The organism is Streptomyces altiplanensis (assembly GCF_053591575.1).
Genome location: NZ_JBSFUB010000004.1, coordinates 1 through 15,452, shown reverse-complemented (window position 1 = coordinate 15,452; position 15,452 = coordinate 1). Strand labels below are relative to the sequence as shown.

Annotated in this window: 13 protein-coding genes and 2 pseudogenes; 5 read left to right on the top strand and 10 right to left on the bottom strand. The window is 72.3% G+C overall.

Annotated elements, in window-relative coordinates; translation table 11 throughout:
• Positions 1-237: 237 nt before the first annotated feature.
• The 7 genes from ACWD0Y_RS02600 to ACWD0Y_RS02570 all read right to left on the bottom strand — a co-directional run bounded on the left by ACWD0Y_RS02600 (position 238) and on the right by ACWD0Y_RS02570 (position 8,435).
• Complete coding sequence (locus ACWD0Y_RS02600) at positions 238-1,242, bottom strand: sugar phosphate isomerase/epimerase family protein (RefSeq protein WP_450258654.1); 1,005 nt, start codon at positions 1,240-1,242, stop codon at positions 238-240.
• 14 nt (positions 1,243-1,256) lie between these two features.
• A complete protein-coding gene (locus ACWD0Y_RS02595) occupies positions 1,257-2,495 on the bottom strand; it encodes a Gfo/Idh/MocA family protein (RefSeq protein ID WP_450258653.1) in 1,239 nt (412 codons plus the stop codon).
• 56 nt (positions 2,496-2,551) lie between these two features.
• Positions 2,552-3,592: a substrate-binding domain-containing protein gene (locus ACWD0Y_RS02590; RefSeq protein ID WP_450258652.1), complete on the bottom strand. Its 1,041-nt coding sequence runs from the start codon at positions 3,590-3,592 to the stop codon at positions 2,552-2,554.
• Between the two features lie 57 nt (positions 3,593-3,649).
• A complete protein-coding gene (locus tag ACWD0Y_RS02585) occupies positions 3,650-4,687 on the bottom strand; it encodes an ABC transporter permease (protein WP_450258651.1) in 1,038 nt (345 codons plus the stop codon).
• Complete coding sequence (locus ACWD0Y_RS02580) at positions 4,684-6,183, bottom strand: sugar ABC transporter ATP-binding protein (RefSeq protein ID WP_450258650.1); 1,500 nt, start codon at positions 6,181-6,183, stop codon at positions 4,684-4,686. Before ACWD0Y_RS02580 ends, ACWD0Y_RS02585 begins: the two co-directional genes overlap by 4 nt.
• Positions 6,184-6,376: 193 nt before the next feature.
• Complete coding sequence (locus ACWD0Y_RS02575; protein ID WP_450258649.1) at positions 6,377-7,558, bottom strand: ROK family protein; 1,182 nt, start codon at positions 7,556-7,558, stop codon at positions 6,377-6,379.
• Positions 7,559-7,757: 199 nt separating this feature from the next.
• Positions 7,758-8,435, bottom strand: coding sequence for a GntR family transcriptional regulator (locus tag ACWD0Y_RS02570; protein ID WP_450258648.1), 678 nt, complete (start codon positions 8,433-8,435; stop codon positions 7,758-7,760).
• 175 nt (positions 8,436-8,610) lie between these two features.
• On the opposite strand from ACWD0Y_RS02570, the gene ACWD0Y_RS02565 reads away from it, so the two are divergent.
• Complete coding sequence (locus ACWD0Y_RS02565; RefSeq protein ID WP_450258647.1) at positions 8,611-9,261, top strand: hypothetical protein; 651 nt, start codon at positions 8,611-8,613, stop codon at positions 9,259-9,261.
• 72 nt (positions 9,262-9,333) lie between these two features.
• On the opposite strand, the gene ACWD0Y_RS02560 is transcribed toward ACWD0Y_RS02565, so the two are convergent.
• Positions 9,334-10,281 (bottom strand): beta-ketoacyl-ACP synthase III, encoded by a 948-nt coding sequence (locus ACWD0Y_RS02560; RefSeq protein ID WP_450258646.1) that lies wholly within the window; start codon positions 10,279-10,281, stop codon positions 9,334-9,336.
• A 288-nt stretch (positions 10,282-10,569) separates the two neighbouring features.
• On the opposite strand from ACWD0Y_RS02560, the pseudogene ACWD0Y_RS02555 reads away from it, so the two are divergent.
• From ACWD0Y_RS02555 to fdhD, 3 genes and pseudogenes are all read left to right on the top strand, one after another.
• A pseudogene (locus ACWD0Y_RS02555) lies at positions 10,570-10,842 on the top strand (ketopantoate reductase C-terminal domain-containing protein); the annotation flags it as partial.
• A pseudogene (locus ACWD0Y_RS02550) lies at positions 10,839-11,950 on the top strand (molybdopterin-dependent oxidoreductase). The pseudogenes ACWD0Y_RS02555 and ACWD0Y_RS02550, both read left to right, overlap by 4 nt.
• 38 nt (positions 11,951-11,988) lie before the next feature.
• Positions 11,989-12,828: a formate dehydrogenase accessory sulfurtransferase FdhD gene (gene fdhD / locus ACWD0Y_RS02545; RefSeq protein WP_450258771.1), complete on the top strand. Its 840-nt coding sequence runs from the start codon at positions 11,989-11,991 to the stop codon at positions 12,826-12,828.
• Between the two features lie 80 nt (positions 12,829-12,908).
• Here the strand turns inward: fdhD and ACWD0Y_RS02540 are convergent, their stop codons facing one another.
• Both ACWD0Y_RS02540 and ACWD0Y_RS02535 read right to left on the bottom strand, forming a co-directional pair.
• The gene (locus ACWD0Y_RS02540; RefSeq protein ID WP_450258645.1) at positions 12,909-13,322 is read right to left on the bottom strand and encodes a (2Fe-2S) ferredoxin domain-containing protein; all 414 of its coding nucleotides are present in this window, start codon (positions 13,320-13,322) and stop codon (positions 12,909-12,911) included.
• A 112-nt stretch (positions 13,323-13,434) separates the two neighbouring features.
• The gene (locus ACWD0Y_RS02535; protein ID WP_450258644.1) at positions 13,435-14,463 is read right to left on the bottom strand and encodes a bile acid:sodium symporter family protein; all 1,029 of its coding nucleotides are present in this window, start codon (positions 14,461-14,463) and stop codon (positions 13,435-13,437) included.
• Between the two features lie 138 nt (positions 14,464-14,601).
• Here ACWD0Y_RS02535 and ACWD0Y_RS02530 point away from each other — a divergent pair.
• A partial coding sequence (locus ACWD0Y_RS02530; protein WP_450258643.1) for a LysR substrate-binding domain-containing protein occupies positions 14,602-15,452 on the top strand: 851 nt, incomplete at its 3' end.

Below are 15,452 nucleotides of genomic sequence, written 5' to 3'. Positions count from 1 at the left end.
ACACCGGACCCATTCATGTCCTGTACACCTCAGGGACGGTAGCCCCGTTCGTCCGGAACGGAAAGGCCTTGCACAGCAAGTAAGTTGAACTTTCTCCCGCCGCAGGACAAAGCCGTATCCGGGCAGCCTGGACCTGCCCTCGGGCGCCGGAGGGACTGGAGGGTGCCGCGACGCGGCAATCTCAGCCCCTCCGGTGATCGAGGAGCGGGGCCCGGGGCAGCGACCCGTGCGTAAAACCTAGTCGCCGCCCCCGAACGCGGCGTCGAACGAGGCCGACGGCGGGTCGAAGTCGTAGCGCTTCAGCGTGGCGAGCGCTTCCGGGGCTCCGGTGAGGCGGTCCATGCCGGCGTCTTCCCACTCCACCGAGACCGGTCCCTCGTACCCGATCGAGCGCAGCATCCGGAAGACGTCCTCCCACGGGACGTCGCCGTGTCCGGCGGAGACGAAGTCCCAGCCGCGGCGCGGGTCGCCCCAGGGCAGGTGGGAGCCGAGGCGGCCGTTGCGGCCGTCGAGGCGTTTGCGGGCCTCCTTGCAGTCCACGTGGTAGATCCGGTCGCGGAAGTCGTAGAGGAAGCCGACCGGGTCCAGGTCCTGCCACACGAAGTGGCTCGGGTCGAAGTTCAGCCCGAAGGCCGGCCGGTGCCCGACCGCCTCCAGCGCCCGCTTCGTCGTCCAGTAGTCGTACGCGATCTCGCTGGGGTGCACCTCGTGGGCGAAGCGCACCCCCTCCGCGTCGAAGACGTCCAGGACCGGGTTCCAGCGCTCGGCGAAGTCCTCGTACCCCCGCTCGATCATGTGCGGCGGCACCGGCGGGAACATCGCCACCAGGTGCCAGATCGACGATCCGGTGAAACCGACGACCGTACGGACCCCGAAGGCCGCCGCGGCGCGCGCGGTGTCGGCCATCTCCGCCGCGGCCCGCTGCCGCACCCCCTCGGGCTCGCCGTCGCCCCAGATCCGTGCCGGCAGGATCGCCCGGTGGCGCTCGTCGATGGGCGCGTCGCAGACCGCCTGGCCCACCAGGTGGTTGGAGACGGCCCAGCACGTGAGTCCGTACTTGTCCAGCAGGGCGTGGCGCCCGTCGAGGTAGCCGGGCTCGTTCAGGGCCCTGTCGACCTCGAAGTGGTCGCCCCAGCAGGCGAGTTCGAGCCCGTCGTAACCGAAGTCGCGGGCGAGCCGGCAGACCTCTTCCAGGGGCAGGTCGGCCCACTGGCCGGTGAAGAGCGTGAAGGGACGTGGCATACGGAGACGACCTCCTACAGGGGTACGGGTGTGTAGACGGCGTTCTTCTCTGCGCTCTCCTCCACCGCCGCCAGCACCCGCTGCACCTGCAGCCCGTCCGCGAAGGACGGCCGCGGTTCGGTGCCGGTGGCGATGGCGTGCACCAGATCGCGCGCCTGGTGCACGAAGGTGTGCTCGTACCCCAGGGCGTGACCGGGCGGCCACCACCCCTCCAGGTACGGGTGCCCGGGCTCGGTCACCAGGATCCGGCGGAACCCGGCGGTGACCGCCGGCTCGGTGTGGTCGTGGAAGGACAGTTCGTTCAGCCGCTCCAGGTCGAAGGCCAGCGAACCGCGCTCACCGTTGAGTTCGATGCTGAGCGCGTTCTTGCGCCCCGCGGCCGTCCGCGTCGCCTCGAAGGAGGCCAGCGCCCCCGAGGCGAGGCGCCCCGTGAACAGCGCCGCGTCGTCGACGGTCACCTCACCGCGCCGCGCCTCGGCGCCCCCGGCCCCCGAGAGCCCCGCCGTGGCCCCGGCGGGCAGGGGCCTGGACCGTACGAAGGTCTCGGTCAGCGCGGACACCCCCACCAGCGGCTCCCCCGCCAGGAACTGCGCGAGGTCCACGATGTGCGCGCCCAGGTCGCCGAGCGCGCCCGAGCCCGCGTGCTGCCGCTGGAGCCGCCAGGTCAGCGGGAACTCCGGGTCGACGAGCCAGTCCTGGAGGTAGGTGACGCGTACGTGCCGCAGCGCCCCGAGCCTGCCCTCCGCGATCATCCGGCGGGCGTACGTCATGGCGGGCACCCGGCGGTAGTTGAAGCCGACCATCGCCACCTGGCCACGGGCCCGGGCGCGTCCGGCGGCGGCCGTCATGGTCTCGGCCTCGGCGACCGAGTTGGCCAGCGGCTTCTCGCACAGCACGTGCTTGCCCGCCTCCAGGGCGGCGACGGCGATCTCCGCGTGGCTGTCGCCCGGGGTGCAGATGTCGACGATCTGCACGTCGTCCCGGGCGATCAGGGCCCGCCAGTCGGTCTCGGCGGCGGCCCACCCGTGCTGGTCCGCCGCCGCCCGTACGGCCGTACGGTCGCGTCCGCAGACGGCCGCGAGGACCGGCCGCGCCGGCAGGTCGAAGACGCGGCCCGCGGTGCGCCAGCCCTGGGAGTGGGCCGCTCCCATGAACGCGTATCCGACCATGCCGACGCCGAGCGTCGGCGGCGCGCCGGACACGGCCCCGGCTGTCGCCTGCGCACCTGTCTCCGTCTCTTCCTTACCGGCCATACGGATTCCTCCTCGAACTCGTCACTCGCACGGTGGGGGCTGGCGGCGCGGCCCGGTCAGCTGAAGCCGGTCGGCAGGTACTGGTCGACGTTGTCCTTGGTGACGACGGCCGAGTAGAGGGTGATCGACGCCGGGATCTCCAGCTCCGACATGCCGCCCACACCCTTGCCCTGGCCGAGCGCGCGGGCCAGGTCGATGGCGGAGGCGGCCATGGTGGGCGGGTAGAGGACGGTGGCCTTCAGCACGCTGTTGTCCGCCTTGATGGCGTCCATCGCGGCCTTCGCCCCGGCCCCGCCGACCATCAGGAAGTCGTCGCGCCCGGCCTGCTGGATGGCGCGCAGGGCGCCCACGCCCTGGTCGTCGTCGTGGTTCCACAGCGCGTCGAACTGCTTCTGCGCCTGGAGCAGCTGGGCCATCTTGGCCTGGCCCGACTCGACGGTGAAGTCGGCCGCCTGGCGGGCGACGCGCTCGATGTTGGGGTAGTTCTTGAGGGCGTCCGCGAAGCCCTGGCTGCGCTGCTTGGTCAGCTCCAGGTTGTCGAGGCCGGCCAGCTCCACCACCTTGGCGTTCTTCTTGTCCTTGAGCTGCTCGCCGATGTAGTTGCCGGCGTTGAGCCCCATGCCGTAGTTGTCGCCGCCGATCCAGCAGCGGTACGCCTGCGGCGACGCGAAGATCCGGTCCAGGTTGATGACGGGGATGCCCGCCTTCATCGCCTGGAGACCGGCCTGGGTGAGGGCCTTGCCGTCGGCCGGCAGGATCACCAGGACGTCGACCTTCTTGTTGATCAGCGTCTGGACCTGGCCGATCTGCGCCGCGGTGTCGTTCGACCCCTCGGTGATCTCCAGGGTCACCTCGGAGTACTTCCCGGCGCGCGACTTGGCGTTCTCGTTGATGGCGTTGAGCCAGCCGTGGTCGGCCTGCGGGCCCGCGAACCCGATGGTGACCGGCTTGCCGGGCTTGTCGCCGGTGGCCGCCGGCTCGTTGCCGGCGGCCGGCTCCTTCTTCTTCGGCTCGTTGCTGGTGCAGGCGGTGAGCAGGGCGCCGGCGGACACGGCCGCGGTGCCGAAGAGGAGTCCTCTGCGACTGGTTTGTGGCATGACGGTTCCAACCCTTCAGGTCAGGTCGTACGAGTACGGGCGGAGCAGGGGGCGGGGTCAGGCCTCGCCGTGGCGCGCGGTGCGGCGCTGGACCAGTACGGCGGCGACGATGATCGCGCCCTTGGCGATCTGCTGTACGTCGCTCTGCAGGTTGTTGAGCGCGAAGATGTTGGTGATGGTGGTGAAGACGAGGACGCCGAGCACGGAGCCGACGATCGTGCCCCGGCCGCCGCTGAGCAGCGTCCCGCCGATGATCGCCGCCGCGATGGCGTCGAGTTCGTACAGGTTGCCGTTGGTGTTCTGCCCCGAGCCGGACAGGACGATCAGCAGGAAGGCAGCGATGCCGCAGCACAGTCCGGACAGCAGGTAGAGGTAGAGACGCTGGCGCCGTACGTCGATGCCGGCGAGCCTGGCCGCCTCCGCGTTGCCGCCGACCGCGACCGTGCGCCGGCCGAAGGTGGTGCGGTTGAGCAGCAGCCAGCCGACGACGGTGACGAGGGCGAACACCCAGACCAGCGGCGGTACGCCGAGCACGTACGAGTCGGGAATGCCCAGGTCGAGCACCGATTCGACGGTGACGATCTGCGTCTTGCCGTCGGTGATCTGCAGGGCGAGGCCGCGGGCCGACGCCAGCATGGCGAGCGTCGCGATGAACGGCACCATCCCGCCGTACGCGATGAGCAGTCCGTTGACGAGCCCGCAGGCGAGCCCGACGACCACCGCCGTGAAGAGGATGCCCGCGAAGCCGTACTCCTGGGTCGCCAGCGTCGTCGCCCACACCGAGGCGAGCGCCACGATCGCGCCCACCGACAGGTCGATGCCGCCGCTGGTGATGACGAAGGTCATGCCGACGGTGACGACGCCGATGACGGACGCCTGGGTGAGGACGAGCTGGAGGTTGCTGCTGTCCAGGAACTGGTCGGGCTTGGTGATGCCGCCGACGAGGACGAGGACGGCGAGTACGCCGAGCAGCGACAGGTTGCGTACGTCGAGGCGCAGCCCGAGCTTGTGCCGGGCCGGCCGCTGGGTGGGCGGCTTGGCCGGGGTGGCGGCCGGTCCGTCCTGCTGCTGCGCCGGCGAGACGGGCTGCGTCATGGCGTCGAGCTCCCTTCCATCACGAGGTCGAGTACGCGGTGTTCGTCGAGTTCGCGGGCGGGCGCGGTGTGGACGACGCGCCCTTCCTTGAGGACGAGCACCCGGTCGGCGAGCCCCAGGACTTCCGGGACTTCGCTGGATACGAGAAGTACGGCGAGGCCTTCGTCGGCCAGCCTGCGGATCACGGCGTACAGCTCGGCACGCGCCCCGACGTCGACGCCGCGCGTCGGTTCGTCGAGCAGCAGCACCCGGCAGCCGCGCAGCAGCCAGCGGGCGAGTACGGCTTTCTGCTGGTTGCCGCCGGAGAGGGTGCGGACGGGGGCGTCGGGGTTGTCGGGGCGCAGGGACAGTTCACGGGTGGCGGCCTGCGCGGCCCCGCGTTCGGCCGTACGGTCGAGCCAGCCGCCGCGCGAGAAGCGGGACAGGGTCGACACGGACACGTTGCGGGTGACGGATTCGAGCATCAGCAGGCCCTGGGCCTTGCGTTCCTCGGGGGCGAGCCCGATGCCGGCGCGGACGGCGGCGCGGACACTGCCGGGGCGCAGGGGCTGCCCGTCGACGAGGACGCGGCCGGCGCTGGGCCGGCGCGCCCCGTAGATCGTCTCCAGTACCTCGGAGCGCCCGGAGCCGACGAGACCGGCGAGGCCGACGATCTCACCCGGGCGGACGTCGAGGTCGAGAGCCGCGAACTCCCCTTCCCTGGCGAGCCCTTCGACCCGCAGCACGGGTCCGGCGGCCGGGTCCCCGCCCGCGGCCGCCACCCGCTCGGGGAAGACGTACCCGACGTCGCGGCCGGTCATCAGGGAGACGACCTCGCGGGTCGGGGTCGTCTTGGCGGGCAGTCCGACCGCGACCGCGCGGCCGTCCTTGAGCACGGTCACGCGGTCGCCGATGCGCCGGATCTCCTCCAGCCGGTGGGAGATGTAGACGACGGCGACGCCGTCCGCGGTGAGCGCCGCGACGATGCGGAAGAGGTTCTCGACCTCGTCGGGGTCGAGGGCGGCGGACGGCTCGTCCATCACGATGAGCCGTACGTCGTGGGAGAGCGCCCGTGCCATGGAGACGATCTGCTGCTGGGCGGCGGAGAGCGAGCCGACGAGGGAGCCGGAGTCGATCTCCTGGTGGCCGAGGCGCTTGAGCAGGGCGGTCGCGGACGCGCGGGCTTCCTTGCCCCGTACGACGAAGCCCGCGGTGGTCGGTTCGTGGCCGAGGAAGATGTTCTCCGCGACCGACAGTCCCTCCACCAGGTCGAGTTCCTGGTAGATGGTGGCGATGCCGAGGCGCATGGCGGCGATGGGCGACCTGAGGGTGACCTGGGCGCCCTGCCAGGTGATCTCGCCGCCGTCGGGCTGGTGCACGCCCGCGAGCACCTTGATGAGGGTGGACTTGCCGGCGCCGTTCTGGCCGAGCAGGCAGTGGACCTCGCCCGCCTGGACCTCCAGGTCGACGCCGTCGAGGGCGCGGACGCCGGGGAAGGACTTGGTGATGCCGGACATCGTGAGAAGAAGGGGTGGGGCTGCTTGCGGTGGTGCCATGACGGTTCCCCTCGGCTGGTGCGGCGGCCGGTGAGCGAGCAGGGCAGGAGCAGGGCAGGACGGATCTGGGCAGGACGGATCTGGGCACGGCGAAGCCGCCCGTGTGCGGTGGTGCTGTGCGGGTCGTACGGGGTCGTACGGGCGCCGGCCGGGATCAGGCAGGCGAGAACAGGTGGTCGCTGATGAGCCTGGCCGCGCCGATCACGCCGGCGGCGGGCCCCAGTTCGCCCAGGACGATGGGCAGGTTGCCGGTCGCCAGGGGCAGCGACTGGCGGTAGACCTGGGTGCGGACGCTGGCGAGCAGGGTGTGGCCGAGGCCGGTCACCCCGCCGCCGATCACCACGAGGCCGGGGTTGAAGAAGCTGACGAGTCCGGCGATGACCTGGCCGACGCGGTTGCCGCCCTCGCGGATGAGGTCGATCGAGGCGGCGTCGCCGGCCGCCGCGGCCGCGGCGACGTCGACGGCCGTGAGCCGCCCCGCCGCTTCGAGCCGCGCGGCCAGTTCGGGTGAGCTGCCGGAGCGGGCCGCGTCCTCGGCGTCGCGGGCGAGCGCGGCGCCGCTGAAGTGGGCTTCCAGGCACCCCTTGTTGCCGCAGGCGCAGGCGCGGCCTTCCGGTTCGACCTGGATGTGGCCGATGTCGCCGGCGCTGCCGGTCGTACCGCGGTAGACCTCGCCGCCGACGACGATGCCGCAGCCGATACCGGTGCCGATCTTGACGCAGAGGAAGTCGCCGACGGAGCGTGCGACGCCGGCGTGCTGCTCCCCCATCGCCATCAGGTTCACGTCGTTGTCGACCATGACGGGGCAGCCCAGTTCCTGGCTGAGCGCCTCGCGTACGGGAAAGCCGTCCCAGCCGGGCATGATCGGCGGCGCGACCGGCACGCCCTCCGGGAAGCGGACCGGGCCCGGTACCCCGATGCCCGCCCCGTCGAAGCCCTCGGCGAGGCCGGACGCCCTGAGCTTGGCGGCCAGGGCGAGGGCCTGTTCGAAGATGGCGACCGGGCCTTCCCGCACGTCCATGGGGTGGTTGAGGTGGCCGAGCACCTCCAGCTCCGCGTTGGTGACGGCCACGTCGATCGAGGTGGCGCCGATGTCGATGCCGAGGAAGCGCAGGCCGGGCGCGAGCCGGATGTTGTGCGAGCGGCGGCCGCCGCGCGAGGCGGCGAGGCCGTCGGCCACGACCAGGCCGGTGTCGAGCAGCCGGTCCACCTCGACGGCGAGTTTCGAACGGGAGAGGTCGACCTGGTCGCCCAGCTGGGCACGGGAGTTGGGTCCGCCGTCACGCAGCAGACGGAGCAGTCGCGCCTGATGCGCGTTCGCGGGTCGCGCCGTCATCCGCCTCACGTGCCCCTCCCTGCCTGTCGGCCGTTCTCCGTCGGGCTTTGGAGGGGAACGTAGCAGCGGGTGCCGGGAGTGGGAAGAAGTTGAGCAGGAATCCGCCTCAACTTTCTCCACACCGAGGACAAAGCCGGTTTCCCGGGCAGCACACGGGGCCCGGGGGTCGCGCCCCGGGCCCCGGTCCTCCGGCGTGGGGCTATCGGGCCTCGCGCTGGTGGTAGGTCGTGCGGGTGTGCTCGGTGTGCGCCCGCATGACCTCGGTGGCGCGCCGCTCGTCGCGGTCGGAGATCGCGGCGATCAGCGCGCGGTGCTCGGTCCAGGACTGCCTGCCGCGCTGCCGGGCGACGGGGGTGTAGTACCAGCGGACGCGCCGGCCCACCTGCGCCGCCAGTTCGCTGAGGACGGCGTTGCCCGCCAGCTCCATGACCTTGGCGTGGAACTGGGCGTTGAGCGACACGGCGAGGTCCACGTCGTCGTCGGCGACGGCCTGCTCGCCCCGGGCGCACACCTCTTCGAGCGCGGCGATGCCGGCGGACCCCGCGTTGGCGGCGGCGAGTCTGGCCGCCTCCGCCTCGAGGAGCGTACGGACGGAGAGGAGCTGGTCGGCCTCCTCCTCGGTGGGCTCGTGCACGAACGCGCCCTGCGCGGGCCGCAGATCGACCCACCCCTCGGTGTTGAGCCGCTGCAACGCCTCGCGCACCGGCTGCCTGGACACCCCCAGGTGTCCGGCGAGTTCGCTCTCGATCAGGTGCTGGCCGGGCCGCAGGGCCCGGGTCGTGATGAGTTCGAGCAGCGCCTCGTACACGCGCTCGCGGAGCGGCCCCGGCCTCTCCAGCTTGGGTACGGTCCCTTGCGGCAGTCCTGCGGACAACATCGCGGTCCCCTTCTGGCCAACATCGGCGAGCGGTAATTGGCTATCGTCTACAGTCTACCGAGTGCAATCTTCGCCATGCCGAGATCCTCGCCACCCCGGCTGCGCGCCGGTCGTTGCCACGGCGGCCCACGGCCTCGAATCTGGCAGCACCCACCGCACGGAACGAGGTGCATCCATGCCCGCAGACCGCATCAGCCGCCGCACCGGCCGCCGCCCCCTGAGGACCGCCATCACCACCCTCGGGGCGGCCGCGCTCGCCCTGACGCTCACCGCCGCGAGCGAGGCCCGGTCCGCCGCTCCCGCTTCCGCGCCGCCCGGCTTCCTCGCCGCCCGGGACCTGCCGCAGGCCGAGGGGATCTCCTGGTCGGCGGGGAGGGTGACCGGTGGCGCGCCGGACCCGCGGCCGTTCTGCCTGGAGAGGGTGGTGCCCGTCGGCGACAGCACCTGGCACCGCGGTTTCAGCACGGAGCTGGACACCTGGGCGGTGCAGGTCACGGTGCGGGCGAAGGACGCCGCGGCGGCCGGCCGCCTCGCCGCGGCCGTCGGGAAGGCCGCCGCGGACTGCGCGGCGGACTGGCTGCGCGCCACGCCCGGCGGCACCGCGTCCTGGCAGGACTACGGCCCGGTCTCGGTCGAGGAAGGGGCGCACGTCTACGGCGTCCACACGTCGGTGCCGGATTCCGAGCCGGGCGTTCACCTGATCGGCGTGGGCAGGGACGGCCGCACCGTGACGCTCGTGCAGTGGGCACGGACGGGCGACCTGAGCGACGCGCCGGTGCCCGCGTTCAAGCGGACGGCCCGCACGGCGGTCGCGGAGCTGCACTGACACCGCTCGTCCGTGGCGCGGCGCGCCCGGTCCCCGACGGCGCCGGGGGCCGGGCGCGGCGCGCCACGGGCGTCACGGGCAGCGGATGACCTGGCCCGCGTACGAGAGGTTCCCGCCGAAGCCGAAGAGCAGCACCGGCGCGCCGGACTCGATCTCACCGCGCTCGACGAGTTTGGACAGGGCCATCGGGATACTGGCCGCCGAGGTGTTGCCCGACTCGACGACATCGCGGGCGATCACGGCGTTGACCGCGCCGATCTTCTGCGCGACGGGCTCGATGATCCGCAGGTTCGCCTGGTGCAGGACGACCGCCGCCAGTTCCTCCGGCGTCACCCCGGCCCGCTCGCACACCTTGCGGGCGATGGGCGGCAGCTGGGTGGTGGCCCAGCGGTAGACGGACTGGCCCTCCTGGGCGAAGCGCGGGGGCGTGCCCTCGATCCGTACGGCGTGGCCCATCTCCGGCACCGAGCCCCAGAGCACCGGGCCGATCCCCGGCTCCTCGTCCTCGGCGCACGCCTCGACGACCGCGGCGCCCGCGCCGTCGCCGACGAGTACGCAGGTGGTGCGGTCGGTCCAGTCGGCGATCTCGGCCATCTTGTCGGCGCCGATGACCAGGGCGCGGGCGGAGGAACCGGCCCGTACCGCGTGGTCGGCCGTCGCGAGGGCGTGGGTGAAGCCCGAGCAGACGACGTTGAGGTCCATCGTGGCGGGCGACGGCATGCCGAGGCGGGCCGCGACGCGGGCGGCCATGTTCGGGGAGCGGTTGATCGCGGTGGAGGTGGCGACCAGGACGAGATCGATGTCGGCGGGGGTGAGACCCGCGGCGGCAAGGGCCTTGGCGCCGGCGTGCGCGGCGAGCTCGTCGACGGGCTCGTCGGGTCCGGCGACGTGGCGGGTCCTGATGCCCACCCGGCTGGTGATCCACTCGTCACTGGTGTCGACCATGGCCGCCAGATCGTCGTTCGTGAGCACCTTGGCAGGCTGATAGTGCCCGAGCGCGACGACTCGTGAGCCGGTCATTGGCGGTTCCACCCCTCTTTGCGGACAGTCGGAACGGTCCAGTCTTCTTTGTGACTCACCGGTACGAGGGCAGGTGAACCGACAGGATTCGCTCCCGACTCTTTGGAGCTTCCTGCTGACCACGGCCTGTCCACGACCCTTGACCCCCTAAAAGCATACTGTAGACAATATTCTGTCGACTCTTCCCGCTCCCCCTCACTCGGTCCCTCAGCCGATCGGAGAGCCCCGTGAAAGCCGCAGTTGTCGGCGCCGGAGCCATCGGCGCGTATGTCGGGGCCGCGCTCCACGATGCGCGAGACCCTGGAGGTCGCGGCCGCCGTCGGCTGCCGCCCCGGGATCTCCGTGGAGCGGCGCATCGCGGGCGCCGAGCGCGTCGGTGACCACCAGACGTCCACCCTCCAGGACCTGGAGAAGGGCAAACCGCTCGAACTCGATGTGCTGCTCGCCGCCGTCGTCGAACTGGCCCGCCTCACCGGCACGTCCGTACCGACCCTGCGCGCCGTGCACGCACTGGCCGACCTGCCGGCGAAAACCTCCTCCTCCACCGGGAGCGCACCGTGAAGAAGAAAGACAGACAGCCCGAGCAGTACGCGCGGCTGACACAGCCGCTCGTACGCGACCCGGGCGGCGTGCTGCGACGCGCGAGCGGGCCGCGGCCGGGTTCCGGCGGGCGGCCCGGACGTACGGGCCGCCCGCCTTCGCCATGCTGTCGTGCGCCCGCGCGACCAACGAGATGAACCACGTCGCCCAGAAGTTCACGCAGGTGGTGGTGGGCACCAACAACGTCGACTCCTGCAACCGGACGTGCCACGCGCCGAGCGTGGCCGGCCTCTCGGCGGCCTTCGGCTCGGGCGGCGGAACCTCCTCGTACGAAGAGGTGGAGCACACCGACCTGATCGTGATGTGGGGCTCCAACGCGCGCTTCGCGCCCCCGATCTTCTTCCAGCACGTCCTGAAGGGCATCAGGAACGGCGCGCGCATGTACGCCGTCGATCCGCGCCGCACCTCGACCGCCGAATGGGCGGAGGGCTGGCTCGGCCTCAACGTCGGGACGGACATCCCGCTGGCCCACGCGATCGGGCGGGAGATCATCCACGCGGGCCTGGTGAACCACGCCTTCGTGGAGCGCGCCACGAGCGGTTTCGCGCAGTACGCCGAACTGGTCGAGGTGTGGCCCCTGTCGGCGGCGGAGAAGGTGACCGGCGGCCGCGATCCGCGAGCTCGCGCACGCGTACGCGACCGCCGGGCGGGCGCAGCTGTGCTGGACGCTGGGCATCACCGAGCACCACAACGGCACCGACAACGTCCGGGCCCTCATCAACCTGTCGCTGCTCACCGGTCATGTCGGGCGGTACGGCGCCGGGTGCAGCCGGTGCGCGGCCAGAACAACGTGCAGGGCGGCGGCGACATGGGCGCCATACCCAACCGGCTGCCCGGCTTCCAGGACATCCTCGACCCGGCGGACACGCGGGCGGCGGGGACCTGGGACGAGGAGTCCCAGACGGAGACGACGACGGTGTGCGCGTACTGCGGCGTCGGCTGCAACCCCACACTGCACGTGCAGGACAATGAGATCGTCAAGGTCACCTCGCCGCACGACAACCCGGTGACCCACGGCAACCTGTGCATCAAGGGCCGGTTCGGCTACCAGCACGTACAACAGCGCTGATCATGAAGATCACGAAGAAGTGAGTGGGACTGATCACCATGGGACGGGTCACCGAGCGCCGCCGCGTCATCCGCGTCAGGGACGGGGCGGTGAGCGCCCGGCCGGACACGCTGGTCGCCGAGGAGCCACTGGAGATCCGGCTGAACGGCAAGCCGCTCGCGATCACCATGCGGACGCCGGGCGACGACTTCGCGCTCGCGGCGGGGTTCCTGGTGAGCGAGGGGGTGCTGGCGGCCGCCGACGACGTGCAGTCGATCGTGTACTGCGCGGGGGCGACGGCGGAGGGTGTGAACACGTACAACGTCGTGGACGTGAGGCTCGCGCCCGGTGTCCCCGTCCCGGACATCACCCTGGAGCGCAACGTCTACACGACGTCGTCGTGCGGGCTGTGCGGCAAGGCCAGTCTCGACGCGGTACGCACGACCGCGCGCTTCCCGATCGCCGACACTCCCCCGGTCCGGCTGACGCCCGAGCTGCTCGCCGGCCTCCCCGACCGGCTGCGGGCGGCGCAGCAGGTGTTCGACAGGACCGGGGGGCTGCACGCCGCCGCGCTCTTCTCGGAGACGGGTGAGCTGCTCGACGTACGGGAGGACGTGGGCCGCCACAACGCGGTCGACAAGCTGGTGGGCCGGGCGCTCCGGGACGGCCGGCTGCCGCTGTCCCGTGCGGTTCTCCTGGTCTCCGGGCGGGCGTCCTTCGAGCTGGCGCAGAAGGCGGTGATGGCGGGGATTCCGGTACTGGCGGCGGTCTCGGCGCCTTCCTCCCTGGCCGTGGACCTGGCGGCCGAGACGGGCCTGACACTGGTCGGTTTCCTGCGCGGGCCGAACATGAACGTGTACGCGGGCGACGAGCGCATCGCCCTGCACTCCGGGGTCTGACGCGCCCCGCGACACGGGATACGGGCCCGGCCGGCGAGGAGCGCCCCCTGCGCCGGCCGGGCCTCTCCGTGGTGGCGCGGTCAGCGCCGCCCGCGCCGGGCCCGCTGCCGGGCCTGGGCCGGGGGCGGGATGAACTGGAGCGCGAGGGTGGCCGGGGGCTTCGCGACACCGGGGCCGCCGGCCGCGACCCAGGCCAGGATGTCGTCCGTGCAGTCGTCGTCCAGCGCCCAGCCGATCCACGCCGCGCGCCCGCCTCTGCGGCGGCCCTCGGTGGAGGGCTGGACGACCACGACGTTGGCCTGACCGCACGGGCCGAGGCAGTCGCTGGTACGCACGGCGAGCGTCCCGCCGGACGCGGCGGCCGCGTCGCGCAGACGGCGCAGCTGGCCCTCGTGGTCCGTACCGGGGTTCTTGCGGGCGTCGCCGCAGCAGCAGCCGCGGCACACGGTGAGGGCGCAGGGGCGGGGGCCGAGGGGACGTATCGCGGAAGTCACTCGACGATCTTGCCAGGCGCGGGGTGGGCACGGGTGCAAGTGCGGGCACGGATGCAGGCGCGGGTGCAGGCGCGGGCGCACGTGCGGGTAGGCCGGGGCGGAGGCGGGGCGCTCACCCCGCCACCGGTACGGAGGGCGCGGACGGTGCCGCCTCCGCGCCCTCCCCCGCCGCGTCCCGCGACCGCCGTTTCGCGATCACCGCGCACACCATCAGCTGCATCTGGTGGAACAGCATCAGCGGCAGTACGGCCAGGCTCGCCTCCGCCCCGAACAGCACGCTCGCCATGGGAAGCCCCGCCGCCAGCGACTTCTTCGACCCGGCGAACTGGATCGCGATCCGGTCCGCCCGCCCGAAGCCGAGCCGCTTCGCCCCGTACCAGCTCAGCGCCAGCATCGCCGCGAGCAGCACCGCCTCCACCCCCACCAGCGCGCCGAGCCGGCCCGGGCTCACCTGGTGCCAGATGCCCTCGGTCACGCCCTGGCTGAACGCGGTGTAGACGACGAGCAGGATCGAGCCGCGGTCCACATACCCGAGCACCTTCTTGTGCCGCACCAGGAAACCGCCGACCCACCGGCGCAGGAGCTGGCCCGCCACGAACGGCACCAGCAGCTGGAGCACGATCCTGAACAGCGAGTCCGCCGAGAAGCCGCCCGCGCCGCCGCCGATCAGCAGCGCGGCGAGCAGCGGGGTCAGGAAGATCCCGACGAGGCTGGAGAAGGAGCCCGCGCAGATCGCCGCCGGCACGTTGCCGCGTGCGATCGAGGTGAAGGCGATCGAGGACTGGATGGTCGAGGGGACCAGGCAGAGGAAGAGGAGGCCGCCGTACAGCTGAGGGGTGAGGACGTACGGGACGAGGCCCCCCGCCGCGAGGCCGAGCAGCGGGAAGAGCGCGAACGTGCAGGCCAGGACCGTCAGATGCAGGCGCCAGTGCCGGAGTCCGTCGAGTGCCTCACGGGTGGAGAGCCGCGCGCCGTACAGGAAGAACAGCAGCGCGACGGCCCCCGTCGAGACCCCGCCCACGGCGTCGGCGGCCGTGCCGGACGCCGGCAGCAGTGCCGCGAGGACGACCGTTCCGATCAGCGTGAGGACGTAGGGATCGAAAGGCAGCCAGGACGGCAACTGCAACGTGCGGCGGCTCATGTGCTCCACTTGCTCTCGGTCCGGTACGTGCCCTCTCCATGGTCCGCCTGATCCGGGCGATCGGGAATCCCGTACACCGAACTCACTGCCATCACGATCGGTGATGACCGGCGGCGGTGACCGCGCTACCGTCGCTCCATGTACGACCCGACCCAGCTCCGCACCTTCCTGGCGGTCGCCCAGACCCTGAGCTTCACCCGGGCCGCCCGGCGCCTCGGCCTGCGCCAGTCCACGGTGAGCCAGCACGTACGCCGGCTGGAGGAGGCGACGGGGCGCCGGCTGTTCACCCGCGACACGCACCGGGTGGAGCTGACGGTGGACGGCGAGGCGATGCTCGGTTTCGCCCGTACGATCCTGCGCGCCCACGAGCGGGCCGCGGCCTTCTTCACCGGGACCCGGCTGCGGGGGCGGCTGCGCTTCGGCGCGTCGGAGGACTTCGTCCTGACCCGGCTGCCCGAAATCCTGGAGTCGTTCCGCCGGGACCACCCCGAGGTCGACCTGGAACTGACCGTCGAGCTGTCCGGCACCCTGCACCGGCGGCTGGAGGCGGACCGGCTCGATCTGGTCCTGGCCAAGCGGCGGCCCGGCGACACCCACGGCGAGCTGGTGTGGCAGTCGACGCTGACGTGGATCGGCGCGCCGTCCCTGCGCCTCGATCCCGGCCGCCCGGTGCCGCTGATCGTCTTCCCGCCGCCCGGCATCACCCGGGCCCGCGCCCTGGAAGTGCTGGAGGAGGACAGCCGCCCCTGGCGCATCGCCTGTACGAGCGGCAGCCTCAGCGGCCTGATCGCGGCGGCCCGCGCGGGACTCGGCGTCATGCCCCACACCCGGGACCTGATCCCGCCGGGCCTGGCCCCCGTACCGGCGAAGGCGGGCCTGCCGGAGCTCGGCGGCGTGGACTTCGTCCTGCTGCACGGCCGCAGGCAGGCCGCCGCCCAGGAGGCGGCGGACGCGCTGGCGGCGGCGATCCTGGCGGGCGGCGACCGGCT

What these genes read in the sequence shown, in the direction of transcription:
- ACWD0Y_RS02600 (WP_450258654.1), bottom strand. Translation starts at nt 1,242, where the DNA reads ATGCCACGTCCCTTCACGCTCTTCACCGGCCAGTGGGCCGACCTGCCC.
- ACWD0Y_RS02595 (WP_450258653.1), bottom strand. Translation starts at nt 2,495, where the DNA reads ATGGCCGGTAAGGAAGAGACGGAGACAGGTGCGCAGGCGACAGCCGGG.
- ACWD0Y_RS02590 (WP_450258652.1), bottom strand. Translation starts at nt 3,592, where the DNA reads ATGCCACAAACCAGTCGCAGAGGACTCCTCTTCGGCACCGCGGCCGTG.
- ACWD0Y_RS02585 (WP_450258651.1), bottom strand. Translation starts at nt 4,687, where the DNA reads ATGACGCAGCCCGTCTCGCCGGCGCAGCAGCAGGACGGACCGGCCGCC.
- ACWD0Y_RS02580 (WP_450258650.1), bottom strand. Translation starts at nt 6,183, where the DNA reads ATGTCCGGCATCACCAAGTCCTTCCCCGGCGTCCGCGCCCTCGACGGC.
- ACWD0Y_RS02575 (WP_450258649.1), bottom strand. Translation starts at nt 7,558, where the DNA reads ATGACGGCGCGACCCGCGAACGCGCATCAGGCGCGACTGCTCCGTCTG.
- ACWD0Y_RS02570 (WP_450258648.1), bottom strand. Translation starts at nt 8,435, where the DNA reads ATGTTGTCCGCAGGACTGCCGCAAGGGACCGTACCCAAGCTGGAGAGG.
- ACWD0Y_RS02565 (WP_450258647.1), top strand. Translation starts at nt 8,611, where the DNA reads ATGCCCGCAGACCGCATCAGCCGCCGCACCGGCCGCCGCCCCCTGAGG.
- ACWD0Y_RS02560 (WP_450258646.1), bottom strand. Translation starts at nt 10,281, where the DNA reads ATGACCGGCTCACGAGTCGTCGCGCTCGGGCACTATCAGCCTGCCAAG.
- fdhD (WP_450258771.1), top strand. Translation starts at nt 11,989, where the DNA reads ATGGGACGGGTCACCGAGCGCCGCCGCGTCATCCGCGTCAGGGACGGG.
- ACWD0Y_RS02535 (WP_450258644.1), bottom strand. Translation starts at nt 14,463, where the DNA reads ATGAGCCGCCGCACGTTGCAGTTGCCGTCCTGGCTGCCTTTCGATCCC.